Origin of the sequence: Streptoverticillium olivoreticuli subsp. olivoreticuli, from assembly GCF_003391135.1 — a bacterium.
In the GTDB taxonomy this organism is placed as follows: domain Bacteria; phylum Actinomycetota; class Actinomycetes; order Streptomycetales; family Streptomycetaceae; genus Streptomyces; species Streptomyces blastmyceticus.
In genome coordinates, this window is the sequence record NZ_CP031455.1 from 3,254,776 (window position 1) to 3,277,649 (window position 22,874).

Annotated in this window: 21 protein-coding genes and 1 riboswitch; of the genes, 5 read left to right on the plus strand and 16 right to left on the minus strand. The window is 71.1% G+C overall.

Annotated elements, in window-relative coordinates:
* Window positions 1-2: 2 nt before the first annotated feature.
* From DXZ73_RS13795 to DXZ73_RS13815, 5 genes are all read right to left on the minus strand, one after another.
* The gene (locus DXZ73_RS13795) at window positions 3-1,325 is read right to left on the minus strand and encodes a hypothetical protein (protein WP_116211293.1); all 1,323 of its coding nucleotides are present in this window, start codon (window positions 1,323-1,325) and stop codon (window positions 3-5) included.
* A 134-nt stretch (window positions 1,326-1,459) separates the two neighbouring features.
* Window positions 1,460-2,515: an NlpC/P60 family protein gene (locus DXZ73_RS13800; protein WP_116211294.1), complete on the minus strand. Its 1,056-nt coding sequence runs from the start codon at window positions 2,513-2,515 to the stop codon at window positions 1,460-1,462.
* A gap of 249 nt (window positions 2,516-2,764) precedes the next feature.
* Entirely contained in the window at window positions 2,765-3,838 is a 1,074-nt protein-coding gene (locus DXZ73_RS13805) for an NlpC/P60 family protein (protein WP_116215603.1), read from the minus strand.
* Between the two features lie 261 nt (window positions 3,839-4,099).
* Window positions 4,100-5,479 carry an NYN domain-containing protein gene (locus DXZ73_RS13810; RefSeq protein WP_116211295.1) on the minus strand — a complete coding sequence of 460 codons (1,380 nt, stop codon included), beginning with the start codon at window positions 5,477-5,479 and terminating at the stop codon, window positions 4,100-4,102.
* 19 nt (window positions 5,480-5,498) lie between these two features.
* A complete protein-coding gene (locus DXZ73_RS13815; protein ID WP_116215604.1) occupies window positions 5,499-5,738 on the minus strand; it encodes a hypothetical protein in 240 nt (79 codons plus the stop codon).
* Between the two features lie 200 nt (window positions 5,739-5,938).
* Here DXZ73_RS13815 and DXZ73_RS13820 point away from each other — a divergent pair, with 200 nt between their 5' ends.
* On the plus strand, window positions 5,939-6,703 hold the full coding sequence (locus DXZ73_RS13820) for a rhomboid family intramembrane serine protease (protein WP_116211296.1): 765 nt from the start codon (window positions 5,939-5,941) through the stop codon (window positions 6,701-6,703).
* 10 nt (window positions 6,704-6,713) lie between these two features.
* Complete coding sequence (locus tag DXZ73_RS13825) at window positions 6,714-6,995, plus strand: Lrp/AsnC family transcriptional regulator (RefSeq protein ID WP_116211297.1); 282 nt, start codon at window positions 6,714-6,716, stop codon at window positions 6,993-6,995.
* Between the two features lie 31 nt (window positions 6,996-7,026).
* Here DXZ73_RS13825 and DXZ73_RS13830 read toward each other — a convergent pair whose 3' ends face one another.
* From DXZ73_RS13830 to DXZ73_RS13855, 6 genes are all read right to left on the minus strand, one after another.
* Entirely contained in the window at window positions 7,027-8,385 is a 1,359-nt protein-coding gene (locus DXZ73_RS13830; protein WP_116211298.1) for an aminotransferase class V-fold PLP-dependent enzyme, read from the minus strand.
* A gap of 195 nt (window positions 8,386-8,580) precedes the next feature.
* Window positions 8,581-8,697: riboswitch (SAM riboswitch) on the minus strand.
* A 159-nt stretch (window positions 8,698-8,856) separates the two neighbouring features.
* A complete protein-coding gene (gene trpD / locus DXZ73_RS13835) occupies window positions 8,857-9,921 on the minus strand; it encodes an anthranilate phosphoribosyltransferase (RefSeq protein WP_116211299.1) in 1,065 nt (354 codons plus the stop codon).
* Between the two features lie 165 nt (window positions 9,922-10,086).
* Entirely contained in the window at window positions 10,087-11,736 is a 1,650-nt protein-coding gene (locus DXZ73_RS13840) for a cytochrome b (protein ID WP_116211300.1), read from the minus strand.
* On the minus strand, window positions 11,733-12,791 hold the full coding sequence (locus DXZ73_RS13845) for a ubiquinol-cytochrome c reductase iron-sulfur subunit (RefSeq protein WP_116211301.1): 1,059 nt from the start codon (window positions 12,789-12,791) through the stop codon (window positions 11,733-11,735). The genes DXZ73_RS13840 and DXZ73_RS13845 overlap by 4 nt, the downstream gene beginning before the upstream one ends.
* The gene (locus DXZ73_RS13850; protein WP_116211302.1) at window positions 12,788-13,600 is read right to left on the minus strand and encodes a c-type cytochrome; all 813 of its coding nucleotides are present in this window, start codon (window positions 13,598-13,600) and stop codon (window positions 12,788-12,790) included. Before DXZ73_RS13850 ends, DXZ73_RS13845 begins: the two co-directional genes overlap by 4 nt.
* Window positions 13,601-13,677: 77 nt before the next feature.
* On the minus strand, window positions 13,678-14,298 hold the full coding sequence (locus DXZ73_RS13855) for a cytochrome c oxidase subunit 3 (RefSeq protein ID WP_116211303.1): 621 nt from the start codon (window positions 14,296-14,298) through the stop codon (window positions 13,678-13,680).
* A gap of 295 nt (window positions 14,299-14,593) precedes the next feature.
* On the opposite strand from DXZ73_RS13855, the gene DXZ73_RS13860 reads away from it, so the two are divergent.
* On the plus strand, window positions 14,594-15,022 hold the full coding sequence (locus tag DXZ73_RS13860; protein WP_116211304.1) for a hypothetical protein: 429 nt from the start codon (window positions 14,594-14,596) through the stop codon (window positions 15,020-15,022).
* Between the two features lie 25 nt (window positions 15,023-15,047).
* On the opposite strand, the gene DXZ73_RS13865 is transcribed toward DXZ73_RS13860, so the two are convergent.
* From DXZ73_RS13865 to coxB, 4 genes are all read right to left on the minus strand, one after another.
* Window positions 15,048-16,295 (minus strand): L,D-transpeptidase, encoded by a 1,248-nt coding sequence (locus DXZ73_RS13865; RefSeq protein WP_116211305.1) that lies wholly within the window; start codon window positions 16,293-16,295, stop codon window positions 15,048-15,050.
* Between the two features lie 180 nt (window positions 16,296-16,475).
* On the minus strand, window positions 16,476-16,874 hold the full coding sequence (locus DXZ73_RS13870) for a cytochrome c oxidase subunit 4 (protein ID WP_116211306.1): 399 nt from the start codon (window positions 16,872-16,874) through the stop codon (window positions 16,476-16,478).
* Entirely contained in the window at window positions 16,871-18,598 is a 1,728-nt protein-coding gene (gene ctaD / locus DXZ73_RS13875) for a cytochrome c oxidase subunit I (RefSeq protein ID WP_116211307.1), read from the minus strand. The genes DXZ73_RS13870 and ctaD overlap by 4 nt, the downstream gene beginning before the upstream one ends.
* Window positions 18,595-19,566: a cytochrome c oxidase subunit II gene (gene coxB / locus DXZ73_RS13880; protein WP_116211308.1), complete on the minus strand. Its 972-nt coding sequence runs from the start codon at window positions 19,564-19,566 to the stop codon at window positions 18,595-18,597. Before coxB ends, ctaD begins: the two co-directional genes overlap by 4 nt.
* A 348-nt stretch (window positions 19,567-19,914) precedes the next feature.
* Between coxB and DXZ73_RS13885 the strand changes: the two genes are divergently transcribed.
* Window positions 19,915-21,297 (plus strand): cysteine desulfurase/sulfurtransferase TusA family protein, encoded by a 1,383-nt coding sequence (locus DXZ73_RS13885; RefSeq protein WP_116215605.1) that lies wholly within the window; start codon window positions 19,915-19,917, stop codon window positions 21,295-21,297.
* Between the two features lie 108 nt (window positions 21,298-21,405).
* Here the strand turns inward: DXZ73_RS13885 and DXZ73_RS13890 are convergent, their stop codons facing one another.
* Window positions 21,406-22,380: a carbohydrate kinase family protein gene (locus tag DXZ73_RS13890; protein ID WP_116211309.1), complete on the minus strand. Its 975-nt coding sequence runs from the start codon at window positions 22,378-22,380 to the stop codon at window positions 21,406-21,408.
* A 185-nt stretch (window positions 22,381-22,565) separates the two neighbouring features.
* Here DXZ73_RS13890 and DXZ73_RS13895 point away from each other — a divergent pair, with 185 nt between their 5' ends.
* Complete coding sequence (locus DXZ73_RS13895) at window positions 22,566-22,784, plus strand: hypothetical protein (RefSeq protein ID WP_116211310.1); 219 nt, start codon at window positions 22,566-22,568, stop codon at window positions 22,782-22,784.
* Window positions 22,785-22,874 lie beyond the last annotated feature (90 nt).

The following is a 22,874-nucleotide window of genomic DNA, read 5'->3' on the forward strand; positions in this document are numbered from 1 at the left end:
CCTCAGCCGAACCGGCTCGCCACATAGGCCCGCCACCGCTGGGTGAACCCGTCCTCCGAGACGCCCAGCACCTGGCGCAGCGCCGCCGCCACCGCCCCGGGCCGCCGCTGGTGGCCGCCCACCGCGCGGTAGAACGCGACGAGCTTCGCCTCGCCCCAGCGCTCGGCGATCATGCGGCAGGCCAGCCAGCCCTCCTCGTACGCGCGGGCGAGGCGCCCCTGCTCCCCCGCGAAGCCGAAGTCGGCGTCCGCGGGCAGGTCCTTGGGCGGCTTGCCCTCGCCGACGGCGCGCGCGAGCTCGGGGGCGGCCTGGGCCGCGGTGCGCCCGGTGCCGCGGTAGGCGGTCCAGTCCGCGAAGCCCTCGGAGAGCCACAGCGGGGTCGCGGCCGAGGTCAGGCTCCGGGTCGCGACATGGGCGGTCTCGTGGGTGAGGACGACCCGGCGGCCGAAGTCGCCGAGCGTGCCGTACGCCTCGGGGTTGACGATGATCCGGTCGGCGGGGGCGTTGCCGGAGCCGCCGACCTCGCCGGTGGTGACGGCGGCGATGCCCCGGTAGTTCGCCACCGGTGAGTCCAGGAGCTCGGCCATCCGGTCGACCGAGGCGGGCATCTCGACGACGACCCTGCCCGGCCAGTCGCCGCCGCGGCGGGCCGCGGTGCCGGTCGTCCCGCCGGACTTCGGCGGGGCCGTGCCGGGCGCGGTCCGCCCGCTCCCCCAGGCGGTGCTCACCGCGGGCACCGCGCCGTCGGCGAGGTCCGCGAGGGCCTTGAGCCGCGCCTGGTCCTGGCCGACGCCGAGCACCAGGCTGTGCGCGCCCCGTACGGCCGTGACCGGGCCCTGCTGCCAGAGCTGCCGGGGGCCGTGCCGGGTGTCCTCGGCCGCCACGTACCACTGGTCGTCCTTCCGCACGACCGTGAACCGCGCGGTGGTGGTGACCGGGACGGTGTCGTAGTCCGCCAGCCGGTAGCGCAGTTCGGCCTCGGCGGCGACGCGGTGGCCGTCGCCGCCGGAGGGGACGAAGCCGCCGGTGCGCACCAGGCGGTAGTCCCAGGAGGCGAGGGGCACGGCGGCGAGGTTGGCGAAGAGGGCGCGCTGCTCGGTGCGGAAGCCCTCGGCGTCGGGGTCCACGACGGACAGGAAGGCGCGTTCGTCGCGGTCCCGGAGCGCCTTGGCCCACCGGTCCAGCAGGGCCGTGACGGACCTGTGCTCGGCGTCGGGGCCGTCGCCGGGCAGGCCCACGGCCCCGCAGCCGCACAGCACCTGGAACGCGAGCAGGCCCGCCACCAGCGGGCGGGCCGCCCGTCTCCCGGCGCCGGGGCGCCTCACGGGCCGGTCCCTCAGCCGACGGCCGGCGCCCGGGTCACCCCAGGCGGCGCCGCCGCGTCTCCTCCACCTCCACCGGCCCGTCACGCCCCGCATCGTACGAGCCACGTGACCCGCGCCGTGCGTTCAGCCGGCGTTCATGGCCGGGTGACGGACGAAATCGGCATCATGTTGGCCGGGTCGTAGCGGACCCGGGCGCCCGGGTAGGGGGCGTGCACGACCTGCCCGTTGCCGACGTACATGCCCACGTGGCTGGCGTCGTTGCGATAGATCACCAGGTCCCCCGGCTGGGCCTCGGACAGGGACACGTGGCGGCCCGCGTTGCGCTGTGCCTGCGAGGTGCGCGGCAGGCCCACCCCGGCGCGCCCGTACGCCCACTGCATCAGGCCGGAGCAGTCGAAGGCGCCCGGCCCGGTCGCGCCCCAGGCGTAGGGGGTGCCGACGGCCGACCGGGCGGCCATCGCGGCGGCGGCGCCCCGCGAGGAGAGGCCGGCGAGGCTCGGCAGCCCGGCGAGCGAGCCCTCCGAGCGGTCCGCGCCGGAGCGCGACGCCCGCGCGTACGCCTCCCGGTCCCGCTCGGGCAGCGAGTTCAGCAGCCGGCGGGCCGTGGCGAGCTTGCCCTCGACCTCGCGCTTGTGGTGCTCCACGGCCTGCCTGCTGTCCTCCAGCTGCGCCAGGACGCGGACGGCCTCCGAGCGCTCCTGGCGCAGGGTGCGCTGCGCCTCCAGGAGCGCCTTGAGCTGCTCGGCCTGGCGGCCGGTGACCCGGTCGAGGGTGGCGGCCCGCTCCAGATAGGCGTCGGGGTCCGAGGACAGGAGCAGCTGGATCGCCGGGTCGACGGCGCCGTTGCGGTACTGCGCGGTGGCGATCATGCCCAGCGCCCTGCGCATCCGGTTGACCTGCTCCTGGCCGCGGACGACGCGGTCGGTGGTCCGGGCGACCTTCCGCCGCAGGGTGTCGGTGCGCTCACCGGCCGCGTTGAACTTCTCGGTGGCCTGCTCCGCCTGCTCGTAGAGCCGGTCCACCTGCGACTTCACCGTGCCGGTCCCCTTGGCCGTGCCGGAGGGGTCGCCGGGCGCGGCCCCGGCGGGTGCCGCCAGGCCGGCGGCCGCGGTGGCCACGGCGGCGGACAGGACGGTGACCCGGACGCTCTGGGTGAGACCGGGCTGCGCGGGACGACGGTGTGACGCCACGGGCTGCCGCACTCCTTCCGTTCTTCCACTGGGTGCGCGGTGCCCTCGCCGCCCGCGAACGGGCGGAGCGCTGTGCCGGGTGCCGCGCGCCAGACAGTAGCGGCGCGGTCACCCCCGGTTCAAAGACCCTGTGGGACGGGATTATTGACGCCCCGCCGGAGACGCAGGTCACCGGCGGGGCGTGGAGTCAGCAGGTGCTGTCGCGGTTCGCCCGAAAGAGCGGCACGTCAGCCATTCGGCCCAAGCGCGTCAGCCTATGCGCACGCCGAACTGGAAGGGCATGTTGCCCATGGACTCGTAGCGCACGTTGGCGCCCGGCTTGGGGGCGTGCAGCGTCATGCCGTTGCCCGCGTAGAGGCCGATGTGGTGCAGGTCGCCGTAGAAGAGCACCAGGTCGCCGGGCTTGAGCTGGCTCTGGTCGTAGATGCGGGTGCCGTCGTTGGCCTGGTCCTGCGAGACGCGGTCCAGGGTGACGCCCGCCTGCGCGTACGCCCAGGAGGTCAGGCCCGAGCAGTCGAAGGAGTCGGGCCCGGTCGCGCCCCACACGTACGGGGAGCCGATGACGGACTGCGCGGCGGCGAGCGCGGCGCCGCCGCGGCCCGAGCCGGCGGGGATGTTGATATCCGGGCGGCTCCCGCCGCGGCTGGCGCGGTCACCGCCACCGGCGCCGCCGCCCTTGCCTGCGTCCTTGCCGCCGTCCTTGCCGTCGCTGCCGGTGATCTCGGCGCGCTCCTTGGCGCTGAGGGAGTTGAGGACGTCCTTGGCATCGGCGAGCTTGCCCTGGACCTCCTCCTTCTTCTCACCCAGCGCCTTGCGGGTGTCGGCGAGGTCCTTGAGCTTGCCGGTCGCCTCCTCGCGCTGCTGCTTGAGGGTGCGCTGCTTCTCGGATATCTGCTTGAGGGTGTCGGCCTGCTTGGCGCTCAGCTGGTCGAGCGTGGAGGCCTTCTCCAGGAAGGTGTCCGGGTCGGAGGAGAGGAGCAGCTGGAGGGAGGGGTCGATGGCGCCGCTGCGGTACTGCGCGGTGGCCACGGAACCGAGGCTGTCGCGGAGCTTGTTGAGCTCTTCCTGGCCGCGGGCGACCTTGTCCTGGAGATCGCCGACCTGCTTGTCGAGCTTGTCCTGCTTCTCCTTGGCCCCGTTGTACTTCTCGGTGGCCTGCTCCGCCTCTTCGTAGAGCTTGTCGACCTTCGCCTTGGCGTCCGACTTGGACGGCGAGTCCGCGTGCGCGGCCTGGGAGGAGAGAGCGACGGCCGCTGCGGCGGTCGCGGTCAGCACGGTCACGCGGGTGCGGCCCGGCTGCTTGGGTCGACGGTGGGACGCCACGGAGACGGGCTCCTTCTTCCTCAGCCGCCCGGCGCGCGAAGTCCGCGGTTCCGGCGGGACCTTCACCGTCACCCCGAATGGATGATCACCGCGCGAAGGTTCGAGGCCCGACCTTAGTGACCTCCCCATGATCCGTTCAAATCCCCGGGCGAAAAATCTCGCCCCACAAGCGCATCCTTTACCCGCGCGACACAGTGGGTCACCCCTGATGGACACTCAGGCACCGGGAGCCGGCCGGAGTGCGCCCGGGGCGCGCGACGGTCAGGTGCGGGCCAGCCGCTTGAGCAGCAGCGCCGAGGCCACCGGGCGGGCGCCCGCCTTCGCCACCCCGTCGGCGACCTCGCGGTCGGTGGAGACCACCACGACCGGCCGGCCCGGCGGCTCGGCCCGTACGAGCTGGCGGATCAGCTCGTCCGCCGTCACGCCGGGCTTGCTGAAGAGCACCCGCACCCCGCGCGGCGGCGCCAGCAGCACGGGCGCGGCCAGCTCGGCGCCGTCGAAGACACAGGTCATCTCCGCGCCCGTCTGCGCGGCCAGCATCGCGAGGCCGCCCAGCAGCCGCAGCCGCTGCTTGTCGAGCGGCATCGTCGGATAGCCGGTCTTGGTGACGTTGTAGCCGTCGACCACCAGATGGGCCTGCGGCAGGGCCAGCAGCTGGTCCAGGAGCGCCGGGTCGGTCTCCGACAGGGCCCGCGTGGCGATGTCCTTGGGCGTCATCCTGCCCGGTTCCACGGCGTCCACGGTGTCCGCGGGGCGTGTGGAGGCGGGCGGCAGGGCCAGTTCGCGGCGCAGTCCCTGCGCCGCGTCCAGGACGGTGTCCAGCAGCAGCCGCAGCCGCATGTCCTCCACGCTGCGGCCCTCGCGCACCGCCCGGCGGCTCGCCTCCAGCCCCGACTCGGCCTCCGCGAGCCGCGCCTTGAGCCGTCGCGCCTCGCCCAGGGCGGCCGTCTTGTCGGCGGCACCGGCGGACCGTACGGACTCCAGCTCGGCCTCCGCCTTGCGCAACGCCGCCTCGCCGCGCCGCACATCGCTCATGGCGCTGCGCAGCTTGCGCTGCAACGCGTCGTTCTCCTTGCGGGCGGCTTCGAGCTCGACGCGGATCCGGTCGGTCTCCGTGCGGGCGTCGGCGCGGGCCTCGGCCAGCTCCTCGCGCAGCCGCCGCAGCTCGCGCTGGGCCTCCTCGCCGGCCCGCTCGGCGCTCGCCCGCTGGGCCTCCTCGCCGGCCGCGGTGACCAGCTTGACCCAGCCCGTGGGCCGCAGCACGAAGGCCATGGCCGCGACGTCCTCGGGGTCCGCGGCCGCGGGCGGCGCGCCGGCGTCGAGCGCCTCGGCCAGCTCGGAGCCGGTCTCCCGCAGCCGGGCGGAGATCCGCTGCCGGAAGGCGGCGTCGTTCTCCACGGCGGCGGCCATGGCGTTGCCCGCGAACTTGGCCCGGCGGCTCGGGGTGAAGCGGGCGTACTGCCGCAGCGCGGGCGGCAGTTCGGTGACCGTCAGACCGCCGAACGCCTCCGCGACCAGGCCGATGACCCGCCGCCTGACGCCCTCGGGCAGGGGTCGGTCGAGCACCTCGGCGACGCCGTCGGCCCCACCGGTGTCATCCGGTTCACCGGCCGCGTCCGCGCCGCCTGTGTGCTCAACCACCGCTCACCGCTCCCGTTCTTCAGGCGCTCGCGCCCGGCCTGTCCACCAGCTCGATCTGGTCGACCGCGTTGCACCACCGGCAACGTACGGACTCGATCGTCTCACTGACCACGTCCCGCTCCTCCACCCGAGGCTCTCCGGCCAGGTCGAGGTGCACGTATTCCACGGCCTTGGTGGTACGCGTGACGTCGAACCGGGTCAGGTTGCCGCACAGCGTGCAGCGCCAGCGCGTCGCGTCCGTCGGCTGGGGAACGCCCATGATGTCGTCGTCCGTCCTCGTCAACTGTTCCGTCCGCGACAACGCCGTCGGACCGCGTGGTGCCGTCACCGCGGGAGTGCTTCCCGTAACCCTACGGCCTGATGGTCATGCGGCGCGGGGCACAGTCGCGCACAGGCCGTCCGGCAGCGGCCCGGCGAGGCACTCTGTGCGCTTTGCTGCCCGTACGCCATGATCTGGCCATGCTCGGAAAGGCAGCGCGCCGGAGCCCACCGTCCCACCGCCGGGCCACACCCCTGGTCACCTACGCCCTCATCGGCATCTGCTGCGCCGTCTTCCTGCTCGGCCCCGCGTCGGGCCTGACCGGTCCCCGGGGCCCGCACGGGAGCGCCGGCGACCTGCTGGTCGCGCAGACCGCCTACTTCGAGCGCTGGGGCGTGGTGCCCGAGGAGCTCTGGCACGGCTCGCCGGAGCGGCTGCTCACCCCGCTCACCGCTCTCTTCGTGCACGGCAACTGGCTGCATCTGCTGGGGAACATGCTCTTCCTCTATGTCTTCGGCGCCATGGCCGAGGAGCGGATGGGCCGGGCCTCCTTCGCCCTCTTCTACCTCGCCGCCGGGGTGCTGGCCCTGCTCGGCTACGCGGCGGCGCACGCCGACTCCCTCCAGACGCTGGTCGGGGCGTCCGGGGCGATCTCCGGGGTGCTCGGAGCCTTCCTCTGTCTCTTCCCCAGGGCCCGGGTCACCAGTCTCTTCCCGTTCCTCTTCTTCCTGCCGCTGCGGTTCCCCGCGTGGGCGGTGCTGCTCTTCTGGTTCGTCCTCCAGTGGCTGGCCGCCCGTGCCGCGGGCGACCGGCCCGGGGTGGCCTACCTGGCCCATGTGCTGGGCTTCTCGCTGGGCTTCCTGTACGCGTGGGCGCGGTACAGGTGTGCGGCTAGAGTGAAGAGCACGGCCGCGTCCGGCGACGGGCCGCGACCTCCCGGGGACCCACCCCCCGGCCCCCGATAGGAGCCCAGCCGTGATCACCTCGATCGTGCTCATCAAGACCGACGTCGACCGGATCCCCGAGATCGCCGAGCAGATCGCCGCGCTGGAGGGGGTCAGCGAGGTCTATTCGGTGACCGGGGCGCAGGATCTGATCGCCATGGTGCGGGTGGCCCGGCACGACGACCTGGCCGACGTCATCCCGGGCCGCATCAGCAAGGTCCCCGGAGTCGCCGCCACGGAGACGCACATCGCCTTCCGCACCTATTCGCAGCACGACTTGGAGGCGGCGTTCGCGATCGGCCTGGAGGCGTAGCGATCCGGCGGGACCCGGGAAGAGCGCGCCGTTACACCGGCACGCAGCGGCCGTTCTCCGTCCGGTAGGTCCACCGCGCGCCGTCGCGCACGAGCTCGCCGACCGCCCGCACGAAACGCTCGACGTGCTCGTCCGGCGTCCCCGCCCCGAAGCTGACCCGTACCGCGTTCAGCGACCCCCCGTCAGGGGCCCCGCACTCGCCGGAGGCGTCCTGGTCGCCGCCCAGCAGGGTCCGCACCAGGGGATGCGCGCAGAACAGCCCGTCGCGCACCCCGATGCCGTACTCCGCGGACAGCGCCGCCGCGAAGTGCGAGCTGTTCCAGCCGTCCACGACGAACGACAGCACGCCGACCCGCGGGGCGTCGTCGCCGAAGAGCGAGAGCACCCGCACCCCCGGCACCGCGGCGAGGCCCTCCCGGACCGTCGCGATCAACTGCCGCTCCCGCTCGACGAGCCGGTCGAACCCCGCCTCGCGCAGCGCCTTGCAGGCCGAGGCGATGGCGTAGGCGCCGATGACGTTGGGCGAGCCCGCCTCGTGCCGGGCGGCGCTGTCGTGCCACTCGACGTCCACCCCGCCCCCGGCGCCCCGCGTCACCGCGCGGCTGGCACCGCCGCCCGCGAGGTACGGCTGCGCGTCCCGCAGCCAGTCGGGCCGCCCGGCCAGCACCCCGGCGCCGAACGGCGCGTACAGCTTGTGCCCGGAGAAGGCGATCCAGTCGGCGTCCAGGTCCGCGAGGTCCACCGGGTGGTGCGGCGCCAGCTGGGCCGCGTCGACGACGATCCGGGCGCCGTGCGCGTGGGCGGCGGCCGTCAACTCCCTTACGGGCCACAGCTCGCCGGTCACGTTGGAGGCGCCCGTCACACAGACCAGGGCGGGGCCGTAGGGCTCGCGGTCCGCGAGGGCGTGCTCCAGGATCTCGACCGCCTGGCGCGGCGACCGGGGCGCGTCGAGGTAGGTGACCGCGACGTCCGCGCGCCGCTCCCACGGCAGCAGCGCGGCATGGTGCTCGGACTCGAAGACGAACACCCGGGTGCCCGGCGGGAGTACGGCCGCGAGGAGGTTGAGCGAGTCGGTGGTCGAGCGGGTGAGGACGACCTGGTCGTCGGCGCGGCAGCCGAGGAACTCGGCGATCTCCGCCCGGCTGTTCTCGAAGAGGTCGGTCGACAGCTGCGAGAGGTAGCCCGCCCCGCGGTGCACGCTGCCGTAGTACGGGGCGTACGCCGCCACGTCGTCCCACACCCGGCGGAGCGCGGGCGCGCTGGCCGCGTAGTCGAGGGCCGCGTAGGTCACCTCTCCCCCGGTGACGAGCGGGACGCGGACGTCGTGGCCGAGGACGGGCAGGGGGGCGCGGTCGACGGCGGGCGCGGCGGCAACAGGGCATGCGGACATGGCGAATTCTCCCGGGTACAAGGCGGAAAGGCTGTGTACACGCACCCGCGAGAGAGACCTCTGCGGTGTGCGGAAAGAGCGACTCGGCGCACGGCTGTCGCCGCGCGGAGCGCAGGGGGAAACGGGCCTGGAAGGCCCTATCGCATTCGCTGAATCATGGAGGATCTCCCTCGACAACCAGGATCCCTGGCGAGGGATCCGCGCTTGCCGCAGACCTCTTTGCCTGCGACCTGGTCATCACCCGGGGCACCCCGCCACGGAAGGAGGGTTGCCGGACAGCGGGCCGGGGCCGTGTCGCTGTCACTCGTGACCTGGCGGAGAGTATGGCACAGCTGATCGTCGGGCGGAAAGGGCGTCCGCATCACGGACGCCGTCACGGCCGCCACCACGGCCGCCGCCCGGCGTTCCGCGACAGCGGCGCCACGCACCGGTGTCCGGGGAGCGCCCGGACACCGGTGCGTTGGCGTACGGCTACGCGTTGCTCGCGGCCACCCAGCGGTCCAGTGCCCGCTTCGCCGCGCCGGAGTCGACCGACTCGGCGGCGCGGGCGATGCCCGCGGCGATCTGCTCGGTCAGGGGCGCGTCCGTGGGGTCCAGCGCCACCAGCGCGGCGGCCGCGTTCAGCAGCACCGCGTCCCGCGCGGGCCCGGTCTCCCCGGCCAGCAGGCGGCGGGCGACGTCGGCGTTGTACGACGCGTCGGCGCCCTTGAGCGCCTCGACCGGGACCAGCGGGATGCCCACGTCCCGCGGGTCGAAGGGCTGTTCCTCGACCCGGCCGTCGCGGACGAGCCAGACCCGTGAGGTCGCGGTGGTGGTCAGTTCGTCCAGCCCGTCGTCCCCGCGGAAGACCAGCGCCGAGGAGCCGCGCTCGGCGAGCACCCCGGCGAGGATCGGGGCCATCCGGGCGTCGGCGACGCCGGTCGCCTGGGCGCGCACCCGCGCGGGGTTGGTCAGCGGGCCGAGCACGTTGAAGGTCGTGCGGATGCCCAGCTCGCGCCGTGCGGCCGCGACATAGCGCAGCGAGGGGTGGAACTTCACCGCGAAGCAGAAGGTGATGCCCGCCTCCTCGGCGACCTCCACCACCCGGCGCGGCGTCAGGTCCAGATTGACGCCCAGCTTCTCCAGGACGTCCGAGGCGCCGCTGGAGGACGACGCGGCGCGGTTGCCGTGCTTGACGACCTTGGCGCCGGTGCCGGCGACGACGATCGAGGCCATGGTGGAGATGTTGACGGTCTTGGCGCCGTCGCCGCCGGTGCCCACGATGTCGACGCTCCGGCCGGGCACCTCGATGAGGTTGGCGTGCGAGTACATCGCCCGGACGAGGCCGGAGATCTCGGCGACCGTCTCGCCCTTGGCCCGCAGCGCGACCGCGAATCCGGCGATCTGGGCGTCGGTGGCCTCACCGCGCATGATCCGGTCCATGGCCCAGGCGGTGTCGTCCGCGCCGAGGTCGACTCCGCTCAGCAGGGCGTTCAGCAGACCCGGCCAGGAGGGTGCCACCGCGCTGTCGCCGCCTGCCGGGGTCACAACGTTCATGGTCCACGCTCCTGGTGGTCGGTCGGAGAGCCGCGGCCGTCCGGGGCTCTGCCGGTCCAGCCTATCCAGGCCCACAGACCGCGAAGAGCCCCGTCCACGCGCTGGACGGGGCTCTTGCTGTGGCGATCAGCGATCACTGACCGGCCGGGGCCGGCCTGACCGGGATCAGTGGTGGCCGTGGCCGCTGGTGATCTCCTGGAACTCCTCCGCGGTGGCCTTGGGGATCTGCGTCCCCTCGCCGTAGAAGCCCTTGGAGAGCTTCACGCGGAGCTTCTGCGTGGCGCCGACCTTGCGCTCGACACCGTTCTCGTCGACCTCGGGAACGAGCTCGAGCGGCTCGGGCTGCTCGTGCGCGGTGAGGGTGTGCAGCTGCTCCTGCGAGAGCGGCTCGTGGACCTCGACGAACTCACCGTGCGGCAGGCGCTTGATGATGCCCGACTCGCGGCCGTGCAGCACCTTGTCCCTGTCGCGGCGCTGGAGGCCCATGCAGATCCGTCGGGTGGCCACGAAGACCAGGACCGGGACGACGAAGAAGCCGATCCGGACGAACCAGGTGATGGCGTTGATCGAGAGGTGGAAGTGGGTGGCCCACAGGTCGTTTCCACCACCGACCAGCAGCACGAAGTACCAGCTGATCCACGCGGCGCCGAACGCGGTGCGCGTCGGGGCGTTGCGCGGGCGGTCCAGCAGGTGGTGCTCCCGCTTGTCGCCGGTCACCCAGGACTCGATGAACGGGTAGACGGCGATGGCGGCCAGCACCGTCGGGAAGATGATCAGCGGGATGAGCACGCCCAGGACGAGCGTGTGACCCCAGAAGTTGATCTCCCAGCCCGGCATGACACGGATCAGGCCCTCGGAGAAGCCCATGTACCAGTCGGGCTGGGCGCCGGTGGACACCTGGTCCGGCCGGTACGGGCCGATGGCCCAGATCGGGTTGATCGTGGCGAGCGCGGAGATGGCCGCGATCACACCGAAGACCAGGAAGAAGAAGCCTCCGGCCTTGGCCATGTAGACCGGCATCAGCGGCATGCCGACGACGTTCTTGTTCGTCCGGCCGGGGCCGGGGAACTGCGTGTGCTTGTGGTAGATCACGAGGATCATGTGGGCCACGACCAGGCCGAGCATGATGCCCGGCAGCAGCAGGACGTGGATCGAGAAGAAGCGCGGCACGAAGTCCGAGCCCGGGAACTCGCCACCGAAGAGGAACATCGAGATGTACGTACCGATGATCGGGATGGAGAGGATCGCACCCTCCATGAACCGCACACCGGTGCCGGACAGCAGGTCGTCCGGCAGGGAGTAACCGGTGAAGCCGGTGAACATGCCCAGCACGAACAGCAGGAAGCCGAACAGCCAGTTGATCTCACGCGGCTTGCGGAACGCGCCCGTGAAGAAGACGCGCATCATGTGGACGAACATGCCCGCGAGGAAGATCAGCGCGGCCCAGTGGTGGATCTGCCGGACCAGCAGACCGCCACGGACGTCGAAGCTGATGTTCAGCGTGGAGGCGAAGGCCTCCGACATCCGCATGCCCTGCATGGGGACGTAGGGACCGTGGTAGACGGTCTCTTCCATGCTCGGGTGGAAGAACAGCGTCAGATACACACCCGTGAGGATGATGATCAGGAAGCTGTAGAGGCAGACCTCGCCCAGCATGAAGGACCAGTGGTCCGGGAAGATCTTGCGCATGTTGGCCTTGGCCAGGCTGTAGATGCCCAGCCGGCCGTCGGCCCAGTCGGCTACCCGCTCGCCCGCGGGCGCCTTGCGCCTGCCCTGCGCGTCAGCGCTATAGGCATCAGTCGTTGCAGTACTCATCCGCGCTCCCAGAAGGCAGGACCGACGGGCTCGGCGAAGTCGCCCATCGCCTCGAGGTAGCCCTTGTCATTGACCTTGATCCGCAGCTGCGGCAGAGCGTGTCCGGCCGGGCCGAAGATCACCCGTCCGCCGTCGGACAGGTCGAAGGTGGACTGGTGGCACGGGCAGAGCACGTGGTGCGTCTGCTGCTCGTAGAGGCTGATGGGGCAGCCGACGTGCGTGCAGATCTTGGAGAAGGCGACGATACCGTCCGCCGACCAGTCGAGTTCCTTCTTGTCCTTGATGTTCTCCGGACGGAGCCGGACGATCATCAGGGCCGCCTTGGCGATCTCCTTCTGGAAATCGTGGTCCTCTTCCTTCAGGCCCTCGGGCATGGCGAAGGTGAGGGACCCGACCTGGATGTCCTCGGGGCGCAGCGGCTGATTCGTGTTCTGGTTGATCAGCATCTTGCCCTCGGACCAGGCGGTCTTGCGGAGCTTGGTGCCCGGCAGCGGACCGAGGTCGCGGAGCAGCACCACACCGGAGAGCGGCACCAGGGCCAGCGCGCCGAACATGGTGTTGCGGATCAGCTTGCGACGGCCGAACGCCGACTCCTCGGCACCGGCCGCGAAGTCCGCCAGGACCTTGGCCTTGACCTCGGGCTCGGCGGCGATCGCGTGCCGCTCGTCGGCGACCTCCACGTCGGACATCAGGGTGCGGGCCCAGTGGACCGCGCCCGCGCCGATGCAGAACAGCGCCACGCCGAGGGTGAGCCCCAGCGAGAAGTTCAGCGCGCTGATGTGGCCGATCGGGAAGACGTAGATGTTCTTGTCGACCGGGATGGACACGTACGAGGCGATGAACCCGACCGTGGCCACCATCGACAGCAGGAACAGGAAGGCGACCGCGCGCTCGGAGCGCTTCGCGGCCCGCTCGTCGATGTCCTGGACGCGGTGCTCGTGCGGCGGCAGGCCCGGGTCGGCGAACGGGTCACCGGCCGGCTTGGTCACGGCACTGGTGTGCGTGTCGCCCTGCGCGCTCGGCAGGTGCTCTTCTGGAATGTCTTGGCTACTCATGACTTCTTGGCCTTTGCGGTCCGGGCGGCGACCCAGATGGCGACGACGATCAGCGCGCCCAGGCCGAAGATCCACGCGAACAGACCCTCACTGACGGGGCCGAGGCCACCCAGTTCGAGACCGCCCGGGCTCTGCGACTTGCTGCTGTTGACCGTGTCGAGGTACGCGATGATGTCCTTCTTGTTCTTCTCCGACATCGTGGTGTCGGGGAAGGAAGGCATGTTCTGCGGGCCGGTCTGCATGGCCTCGTAGATGTGCTTGGGGTTGACGTCCTCGAGCGACGGGGCGAACTTGCCGTTGGAGAGGGCGCCGCCCTTGCCGGTGAAGTTGTGGCACTGGGCGCAGTTCGTCCGGAAGAGCTCCCCGCCCTTGGCGATGTCCGCGCCGTCGGGGCTGTACTGGTCCTTGGACGGAACCGAGGGACCGGCGCCGAGCGAGGCGATGTAGGCGGCGAGCTGGTCGATCTCGGCCTGGTCGTAGATCGCCTTCTTCTTCGGCGCCTGGGCACCCTGCTGCTGGAGCGGCATGCGGCCGGTGCCGACCTGGAAGTCGACGGCCGAGGCGCCCACGCCGACGAGGCTCGGGCCGTCGGTGGTGCCCTGACCGCCGGTGCCGTGGCAGCTTGCGCAGCCTACGGAATAGAGCTTCTTGCCCTCCTCGATGGCAAGGGACTGGGCGGCGGTGTCATCGGCCTTGGCCGTGTCCGCCGGCGCGAACGCGGCGTACAGCCCCCCAGTTACCGCCAGCGCGAAGAGTAGGACGACGACCGCCGCCAGCGGATGGCGTCGTCGTGCGGAGAGCTTTTTCACGGATTACCCCGGTGTCAGGATCTTCTGCGTCGATGCTGGACTGTTTGGTCCGGTGCGGACCGAACCGAAATCTTCGATTACTTGATCAAGTAGATCGTGGCGAAGAGGCCGATCCAGACCACGTCGACGAAGTGCCAGTAGTAGGACACGACAATGGCCGCCGTCGCCTGGTGGTGAGTGAACCTCTTGGCCGCGTACGTCCTGCCCAGGACCAGCAGGAAGGCGATCAGGCCGCCCGTCACATGCAGTCCGTGGAAGCCGGTCGTCAGGTAGAACGCCGAGCCGTACGGGTCGGAGGACAGGGAGAGCCCGTCCTTCTTGACCAGGTCCGTGTACTCGAAGATCTGACCGCCGATGAAGATGGCACCCATCACAAAGGTGATCGAGAACCAGGTGCGCAGCTTCTTCACGTCGCCGCGCTCGGCGGCGAAGACGCCGAGCTGGCACGTGAGGGAGGAGAGCACCAGGATCGTGGTGTTCGTCGCTGAGAACGGAACGTTCAGCGACGACGCCATCTCCTTCCAGTGGTCCGTGCCGGTCACCGATCGGAGGGTGAAGTACATCGCGAAGAGGGCCGCGAAGAACATCAGCTCGGAACTCAGCCAGATGATGGTTCCGACGCTGGTGAGGTTCGGCCGGTTGACCGACGGGTGCGCGTGCCCGGTATCTACTGCTGTTGCTGTCGCCACGACCGACATTATGTCGGTCGCTTATCTCGCGCTCACTCCGGGGGGTGCCGTTCGGTGTGTCAAGACCGTATGCGCTGCTCGTACGGCCCAGGGCGGCGATCCCCCAAAGGGGGGAAGCGCGGCCTCCGCGGGCCCGTGCGGCCCCGGTGGGCGGCACTGGTGACGGCCCGTCGGCCCGCGCGGCGCCGCGTCCGGGTTTTCCCGCCCCTCCTCGGGCGCGGCGCTCGCGGAGTAGCATCCGCGCATTGGTGCGTTCCGCATCCGAGCCACAGCCGTGCCCTCTGTCCACAAGCCTGGAGGAACGATGCAGCCGACCGCCACGGTGCTGGTCTACAGCGACGACGCCGGCACCCGCGAGCAGGTGCGGCTGGCCGCCGGGCGCCGCCCCGCCGCCGATGTGCCGCCGGTGCAGTATCTGGAGTGCGCGACGCTTCCGGCGGTCCTCAAGGCCCTGGAGGAGCGCCGGATCGACGTGTGCGTGCTGGACGGCGAGACGGCGCCCGCGGGCGGCATGGGCGTCTGCAGGCAGCTCAAGGACGAGGTGTTCCGCTGCCCGCCGGTGCTGCTGCTCATGGGCCGCCCGCAGGACGCCTGGCTGGCCACCTGGAGCCGCGCGGACGCGGCGGTGACCCATCCGCTGGACCCGGCCGTGTTCGCCGACGCCCTGGCCGGGCTGCTGCGCGGTGCCGCCCGGCAGCCCGACGGCCCGGGGAAGCACGTGGTGGGCGCCTGAGGGCCGGTCACGGCCCGCGTGGCGGCTAGAGCTGCGGGCGCAGGCGGGCCGCATCGGCGGGACTGCTCCCGTCGCGCTTCCCGGCCGCCAGGGCGCTGCCCTCGCGCCACTGCTGCCACGACATGTTCCAGTCGCCGAAGCCGTTGTCGAAGGGTGTCATGGTCGCCCCCGCGCTGCCCACGACCTTGACGACGTCGCCCAGGTGGACGGTGTCGAAAAACCACTTGGCGTTCTCGGTGCTCATGCCGGTGCAGCCGTGGCTGACGTTCTCGGCGCCCTGCGACCCCTCGGACCAGGGGGCGGCGTGCACGTACTCGCCGCTCCAGGTGACGCGGGTCGCCCAGTAGACGGGCAGGTCGTACGAGTCCTCGCTGCCCTCGGCGATGCCGATGCTGGTGCCGCGCATCCGTACGAAGGATTCGCGGCCGAGGACCACCTTGACCCCGTTGCGGGTGGCGTAGCCGGGCTTGCCGGTGGTCACCGGGATGGACCGGATCTCCTGGCCGTTGCGGAACACGCTCATGCTGTGGCCGGCCGCGTCGGTGACGGCCTCGATCCGGTCGCCGATGGTCAGCTTCACGGGCTTGGAGCCGCCTCCGTAGAGCCCGCCGCCCACCTTGATGCCGTCCAGGCCGGAGCGTACGTCGACGGTGGCGTGGGCGGGCCAGTACTCCTTGGGGCGGTAGTGCAGGGTGCGGTTGTCCACCCAGTGCCAGGCGCCCTCCACGGAGGGCTCGGAGTCGACCTTGAGGGCCCGCTCGATGGTGGACCGGGCGCCGGGGTCCTGGACGGGGGCGCTGAGTTCGGCGGTGATGGGCTGTCCCACGCCGTACGTGCCGCTCTGCGGGCCGAAATTCACCCTCAGCAGGCGATCTGCCGCACTGGTGTCGAAACCGATCGTCCGGCGCCCCTGAGCGCCGTTCTCGTCCTCGGTGCTCACCCGCACCGTGTAGTGGGCGCCGGCGGCCAGGGCGCCGGTGCTGTGCCAGTTGCCGCCGTCGGCGGCGAGCTCACCCTGCACATAGCGCCCGGCCGCGTCCGTCGCGGTGACGTCGGTGATCCGGTCGGAGCCGCTCGCCCGCACCTCCAGCGGCTTGCTGGGGTCGGCCTTCTCCCCGTCGCCGGCGCTGGTGAGCATGACCTGCCCGGTGGCGTCGTAGGGCTTGTCCGCCAGCGGGTTGGACGAGCCGCCGCACGCGGAGACCCCCAGGGCCAGGGACACCAGCAGCAGGGCCCCCCGGAACACCGTGCGGCATCGAGGTGAGTGACTCATGGTCACACCGTAGGAAGGAACGGGGGCCACGGCCCGTGGGGTGACTGCAAACGGGTGCACTTGGGAACGGGGGCCCGCCGTTGCTCCACCCGTGGCGGCGCCCCGGGATCCACGGGGAAAACGGCCGGGCCCCGCACACCTTGCGGTGTGCGGGGCCCGGCGTGCGCGGTCCGGCGGAACCTACTGGTTCGCGTTCTCGCCGCGGTAGAACTCGAACACCCAGCCGAAGAGGCCGACCAGGATCATCGGGGCGGAGAAGTACATCAGCCACCAGCCGAAGACGACGCCCATGAAGGCGAGCGCGCCACCGAGGGCCAGGGACAGCGGCTGCCAGCTGTGCGGGGCGAAGAAGCCCAGCTCACCGGCGTCGTCCGCGACATCGGCGTCCACGTTGTCCTGGGCGCCGACGTCCACCCGGCGCGCGGTGAACGCCAGGTAGTAGCCGACCATGATGCACAGGCCGAAGGCCAGGAAGAGCGCGGTGGTACCGGCCGGCTCCTTCGACCACACGCCATAGACGATCGCCATGGCAAGGACGAAGACGGAGAGCCAGATGAACATCCGGCCTTGGACCTTCACTTGCCGGCCTCCTTGCCACCCGCGAGGGCCTTGTCGTGCGCGAGGTTCTCCTCGAGCTCCAGCGCCGCGATCTCCGGGTGGTGGAGGTCGAAGGCCGGGGCCTCGGAGCGGATGCGCGGCAGGGTGAGGAAGTTGTGCCGCGGCGGCGGGCAGGAGGTCGCCCACTCCAGCGAACGGCCGTAGCCCCACGGGTCGTCGACCTCGACCTTCTTGCCGTACTTGGCGGTCTTCCACACGTTGTAGAAGAACGGCAGTATCGACAGACCGAGGAGGAACGAGCTGATCGTCGAGATCGTGTTCAGCGTCGTGAAGCCGTCCGCGGCCAGGTAGTCGGCGTAGCGGCGCGGCATGCCCTCGACGCCCAGCCAGTGCTGCACCAGGAACGTGCCGTGGAAGCCCACGAACAGCGTCCAGAAGGTGATCTTGCCCAGGCGCTCGTCCAGCATCTTGCCGGTGAACTTCGGCCACCAGAAGTGGAAGCCGGCGAACATCGCGAAGACGACCGTACCGAAGATCACGTAGTGGAAGTGCGCCACCACGAAGTACGAGTCGGAGACGTGGAAGTCCAGCGGCGGCGAGGCCAGGATGACACCGGTCAGACCACCGAAGGTGAAGGTGATCAGGAAGCCGATGGCCCACAGCATGGGCGTCTCGAAGGAGAGCGAGCCCTTCCACATGGTGCCGATCCAGTTGAAGAACTTCACACCGGTCGGGACCGCGATCAGGAAGGTCATGAAGGAGAAGAACGGCAGGAGCACGCCGCCCGTCACGTACATGTGGTGCGCCCACACCGTCACCGAGAGACCGGCGATGGCGATCGTGGCGGCGATGAGGCTGCCGTAACCGAACATCGGCTTCCGGCTGAAGACCGGAATGACCTCGGAGATGATGCCGAAGAACGGCAGGGCGATGATGTACACCTCTGGATGGCCGAAGAACCAGAAGAGGTGCTGCCACAGCAGTGAGCCGCCGTTGGCCGCGTTGAAGATCTGCGCACCGAATTTACGGTCCGCCTCCAGGGCGAACAGCGCAGCGGCGAGCACCGGGAAGGCCAGCAGGACCAGGACACCGGTCAGCAGGACGTTCCAGGTGAAGATCGGCATGCGGAACATCGTCATGCCGGGCGCGCGCATGCAGATGATCGTGGTGATGAAGTTGACCGAGCCGAGGATCGTGCCGAAGCCGGAGAAGGCCAGACCCATGATCCACATGTCGGCGCCGACACCCGGCGAGCGGACGGCGTCCGACAGCGGGGAGTAGGCGAACCAGCCGAAGTCGGCCGCACCCTGCGGGGTGAGGAAGCCGGCCACCGCGATCAGCGAGCCGAAGAGGTACAGCCAGTAGGCGAACATGTTCAGCCGCGGGAACGCCACATCGGGCGCACCGATCTGGAGCGGCATGATCCAGTTCGCGAAACCGGCGAACAGGGGCGTCGCGAACATCAGCAGCATGATCGTGCCGTGCATCGTGAACGCCTGGTTGAACTGCTCGTTCGACATGATCTGCGTGCCGGGACGGGCGAGCTCGGCGCGCATGAGGAGCGCCATCAGGCCGCCGATGCAGAAGAACGCGAACGACGTGACCAGATACATCGTGCCGATGGTCTTGTGGTCAGTGGTGGTGAGCCACTTGATCACCTGATTACCGGGCTGCTTCTGGCGTACGGGTGGTGCTGCCGTGGCTGTCGCGGCGGCGGCACCCTGGGGTTCGTTGAGGATGCTCACTTGTTCTTGGTCTCCGCGTTCTTCGCGTGATCCGTCTGCGCGATGCCCGCCGGCTGATAGCCGGTCTGGCCCTTCTTCGCAAGGTCCTTCAGATGCTGCTGGTAGCGCTCAGGAGAGACGACCTTGACATTGAAGAGCATGCGGGAGTGGTCCTGACCGCAGAGCTCGGCACACTTGCCGAAGAAGGTGCCCTCCTTGTTCGGGGTCACCGTGAAGCTGTTGGTGTGCCCCGGGATGACGTCCTGCTTCATCAGGAACGGCACCACCCAGAAGGAGTGGATGACATCCCGCGAGGTCAGGATGAACTCCACCGTCTCGCCCTTGGGCAGCCACAGGGTCGGGCCCGGGTTGCCGTTCTGCGGGTTCCGCTCACCGGGGGTACCGACCTCGTACACACCCTCCGCGCCCTGCGGTGCCTTCTTCAGGAACCGGTCGGGAATCGCGTCCAGCTCCTTGTTGGCACGGAGCGGCTGCGCCGGGGTGGCCGTGTTGCCGTCGACGTTCTCCATGTAGTTGAACGCCCAGCTCCACTGGAAGCCCACCACGTTGATGAGGTGCTTCGGCTTCTCAGGGTTGGTCAGGAGCTTGTTCTCATCACGCGCGGTGAAGTAGAAGAACACCGACACGATGATGATCGGAACCGCGGTGTACAGCGCCTCGATGGGCATGTTGTACCGGGTTTGCGTGGGGATCTGCACCTTCGTCCGGCTGCGCCGGTGGAAGATGACGCTCCAGATGATCAGGCCCCACACCAGAACGCCGACCACGAGGGCGGCGGCCCAAGAGCCCTGCCACAGGGAGAGGATCCTCGGGGCCTCTTCCGTGACGGGAGTGGGCATTCCGAGGCGGGGGAAGTCCTTATATGTGCAACCGGAGGCGGTCGCCAGGACAGCGCCCGCGGCCAGCGCCTGCAGCAGCTTCCGCCGCACCGGGCGCCGCGACGAGCGGTCGGAGCCGTTGGGACTCACGTAGCGCCTTCCCGAGAGTCTCGCCCGTGCGGCCGGCTGCGGCCGTCTCGCTGGTCGGTCGCCGGCCCGCTGCGGGCAGGGGTTTGGATGTTTATGCGGACCAAACCCTACTGGACGCTATTTGGGGTCGCGCGGGGAGGGTGCCCAACGCGCCGGGTCACTCCCCGAAGGGATGGAATCTCGGCATCCGGAGGCTATCTGGAGGACCGTCAGCGAACGCGGCCGACGCGCGGTGAGGTCACGCGATGGGGTGGCACGCGGGCCGCTTGTTCCAGCCCGCCCGGCATCCGGGGACGCCCGTCGCGGGTGCGACGGGCCGCGCCGCGGCGGGCCGCGTTAGCGTTGACCGTGCCCTACTTCGACGCCGCCTCCGCCGCCCCGTTGCACCCCGTCGCCCGCCAGGCCCTGCTGGCCTCGCTCGACGAGGGGTGGGCGGACCCCGCCCGGCTCTACCGCGAGGGGCGGCGGGCCCGCCTGCTGCTGGACGCCGCGCGCGAGGCCGCGGCGGACGCCGTGGGCTGTCGGCCGGACGAGCTGGTGTTCACCCCTTCGGGTACCCGCGCGCTGCACGACGGCATCGCCGGCGCCCTCGCCGGCCGTCGGCGCGTCGGCCGCCATATGGCGGTGTCCGCCGTGGAGCACTCCGCCGTCCTGCAGTCGGCCGCGGCGCTCGAAGCGGCCGGCGGCAGCTTCACCGAGGTCCCGGTGGATCGTACGGGCCGGGTGGCGCCGGGCTCGTACGCGGCGGCCCTGCGCCCGGACACCGCTCTCGCCGCCCTCCAGTCCGCCAACCACGAGGTGGGCACGGAGCAGCCGGTCGCCGAGGTGGCCGAGGAGTGCCGGGCGGCGGGCGTGCCGCTGCTCGTGGACGCGGCGCAGTCGCTCGGCTGGGGGCGCGTCGAAGGCGGCTGGTCCCTGCTGACGGCCAGCGCGCACAAGTGGGGCGGGCCGTCGGGCGTGGGGCTGCTGGCCGTGCGCAAGGGGGTGCGGTTCGCGGCCCAGGGACCGGCGGACGAGCGGGAGTCGGGGCGGGCCCCCGGCTTCCCCGACCTGCCGGCGATCGTGGCCGCGGCCGCCTCGCTCCGGGCCGTACGGGCGGAGGCGGCGGCCGAAGGGGCGCGGCTGCGGGCGCTGGTGGACCGCGTCCGGGCGCGGGTGCCGGAGCTCGTACGGGATGTGGAGGTCGTCGGCGACCCGGAGCGGCGGCTGCCGCACCTGGTGACGTTCTCGTGCCTCTACGTCGACGGCGAGAGCCTGCTGCACGCCCTGGACCGGGCCGGGTTCTCCGTGTCGTCCGGTTCCTCGTGCACGTCCAGCACGCTGACGCCCAGCCATGTGCTGCGGGCGATGGGGGTGCTGTCGGAGGGCAACGTCCGGGTGTCGCTGCCGGTGGGCACCGCCGAGGAGGACGTCGAACGGTTCCTGGAGGTGCTGCCGGGGGTGGTGGCGTCGGTGCGGGAGCAGCTGGGCGCTCCGACGGAGGCGGCCGCTCCGGCCGGGGAGGCGGCGGAGCTGGTCGTCGACGCGCTCGGCAAGCGGTGCCCGATCCCGGTGATCGAGCTGGCGAAGGCGTTCCCTGGGGTGCCGGTGGGCGGGCTCGTCACGGTGCTGTCCGACGACGAGGCGGCGCGGCTGGACGTGCCGGCCTGGTGCGAGATGCGGGGGCAGGAGTACGTGGGCGAGCGGCCGGTGGAGGGCGGGGTCGCGTATACGGTGCGTCGCCTCGTCTGAGGCGGACGTCGAACGCCGGACGCGCTGGAAAAACCAGCCCGTCCGGCGTTTGAGGACACCGCGCGAAGCGCGGTTCGGGGTCCGGGGCGGAGCCCCGTGCGGCCGACCTCAGCCCAGGCGGGCCTTCACCTCGGCGGCGGCGTCCTCGCCGTACGCCTTCGTGAAGCGCTCCATGAAGTGGCCGCGGCGCAGCTCGTACTCCTGCGTGCCCAGCGTCTCGATGACGAGCGTGGCCAGCATGCAGCCCAGCTGGGCCGAGCGCTCCAGGGACAGCTCCCAGGTGACGCCCGCGAGGAAGCCCGCGCGGAAGGCGTCGCCGACGCCGGTCGGGTCGACCTTGGCCTCCTCCTGGGCGCAGCCGACCTCGATGACCGGCTCGCCGGCGCGCTCGATGCGCACGCCCCGCGCGCCCAGCGTGGTGACGCGGGTGCCGACCTTGGCCATGATCTCGTCCGCCGACCAGCCGGTCTTGGACTCGATGAGGGCCTTCTCGTACTCGTTGGTGAAGAGGTACGTCGCGCCTTCGATCAGCTGGCGGATGTCGTCGCCGTCCAGCCGGGCGAGCTGCTGGGAGGGGTCGGCGGCGAAGGGGATGGCGCGGGTGCGGCACTCCTGGGTGTGGCGGAGCATCGCCTCGGGGTCGTCCGCGCCGATCAGGACGAGGTCGAGGCCGCCGACGCGGTCGGCCACCGGCTGCAGCTCGATCTGGCGGGCCTCGCTCATCGCGCCGGTGTAGAAGGACGCGATCTGGTTGTGGTCGGTGTCCGTCGTGCAGACGAAGCGCGCGGTGTGCAGCACCTCGGAGATGCGCACGGACGCGGTGTCGACGCCGTGCCGGTCGAGCCAGGCACGGTACTCGCCGAAGTCCTGGCCGGCGGCGCCGACGAGGACGGGGTGCAGGCCGAGGAGGCCCATGCCGAAGCAGATGTTGGGGCCGACGCCGCCGCGACGCACGTCGAGTTCGTCGACGAGGAAGGAGAGCGAGACGGTGTGCAGCTGGTCCGCCACGAGCTGATCGGCGAAACGGCCGGGGAAGGTCATCAGGTGGTCGGTGGCGATGGAGCCGGTGACAGCGATACGCACGGCGGGTCTGCTCCTGCGGGGCGAGGTGAACATGGCGGCAAGGCTGGAAGAACGAGAACGGGAAAAGCCACACCACGCTACCGGGTCCGGGCCTTGTGCCAGGGTCCGGATCCAGCCACCGAAGGGACAAAATTACCTAATAGTAGCCCTTTCTCGGTGTGCTCCGTGGTGCGTACGGTGCCGGTATGGCGAACCCTGTGAAGCACGTCACTCTCCCTGTCGTCGAACGCGACCCCGAGTCGCTGGAGGAGCTGCGCGGGCTCTGTGCCCGGATGGCGCCGCACTGGTCGGCCGCCCCCGCGGTCGCCGCCGTCACCCCCGTACCGCCGTCGCGCATCCACGGGGTGTCGGTGCCCGTGCGGTCGGCGCGGCTGCTCGACGCGATGTCGGAGTACGGCGACTGAGCACGGGTGGAACCGCTCGCTCCTCCGCTCCGTCCAAGCGGCGTCCCCTTCTCGGGGGACGGGGCAGTACAGACTTTGAGCGGAGTGAAG

What these genes read in the sequence shown, in the direction of transcription:
- DXZ73_RS13845 (WP_116211301.1), bottom strand. Translation starts at nt 12,791, where the DNA reads ATGAGTAGCCAAGACATTCCAGAAGAGCACCTGCCGAGCGCGCAGGGC.
- DXZ73_RS13830 (WP_116211298.1), bottom strand. Translation starts at nt 8,385, where the DNA reads ATGTCCGCATGCCCTGTTGCCGCCGCGCCCGCCGTCGACCGCGCCCCC.
- DXZ73_RS13840 (WP_116211300.1), bottom strand. Translation starts at nt 11,736, where the DNA reads ATGAGTACTGCAACGACTGATGCCTATAGCGCTGACGCGCAGGGCAGG.
- DXZ73_RS13855 (WP_116211303.1), bottom strand. Translation starts at nt 14,298, where the DNA reads ATGTCGGTCGTGGCGACAGCAACAGCAGTAGATACCGGGCACGCGCAC.
- DXZ73_RS13865 (WP_116211305.1), bottom strand. Translation starts at nt 16,295, where the DNA reads ATGAGTCACTCACCTCGATGCCGCACGGTGTTCCGGGGGGCCCTGCTG.
- DXZ73_RS13860 (WP_116211304.1), top strand. Translation starts at nt 14,594, where the DNA reads ATGCAGCCGACCGCCACGGTGCTGGTCTACAGCGACGACGCCGGCACC.
- DXZ73_RS13820 (WP_116211296.1), top strand. Translation starts at nt 5,939, where the DNA reads ATGCTCGGAAAGGCAGCGCGCCGGAGCCCACCGTCCCACCGCCGGGCC.
- DXZ73_RS13815 (WP_116215604.1), bottom strand. Translation starts at nt 5,738, where the DNA reads ATGGGCGTTCCCCAGCCGACGGACGCGACGCGCTGGCGCTGCACGCTG.
- trpD (WP_116211299.1), bottom strand. Translation starts at nt 9,921, where the DNA reads ATGAACGTTGTGACCCCGGCAGGCGGCGACAGCGCGGTGGCACCCTCC.
- DXZ73_RS13895 (WP_116211310.1), top strand. Translation starts at nt 22,566, where the DNA reads ATGGCGAACCCTGTGAAGCACGTCACTCTCCCTGTCGTCGAACGCGAC.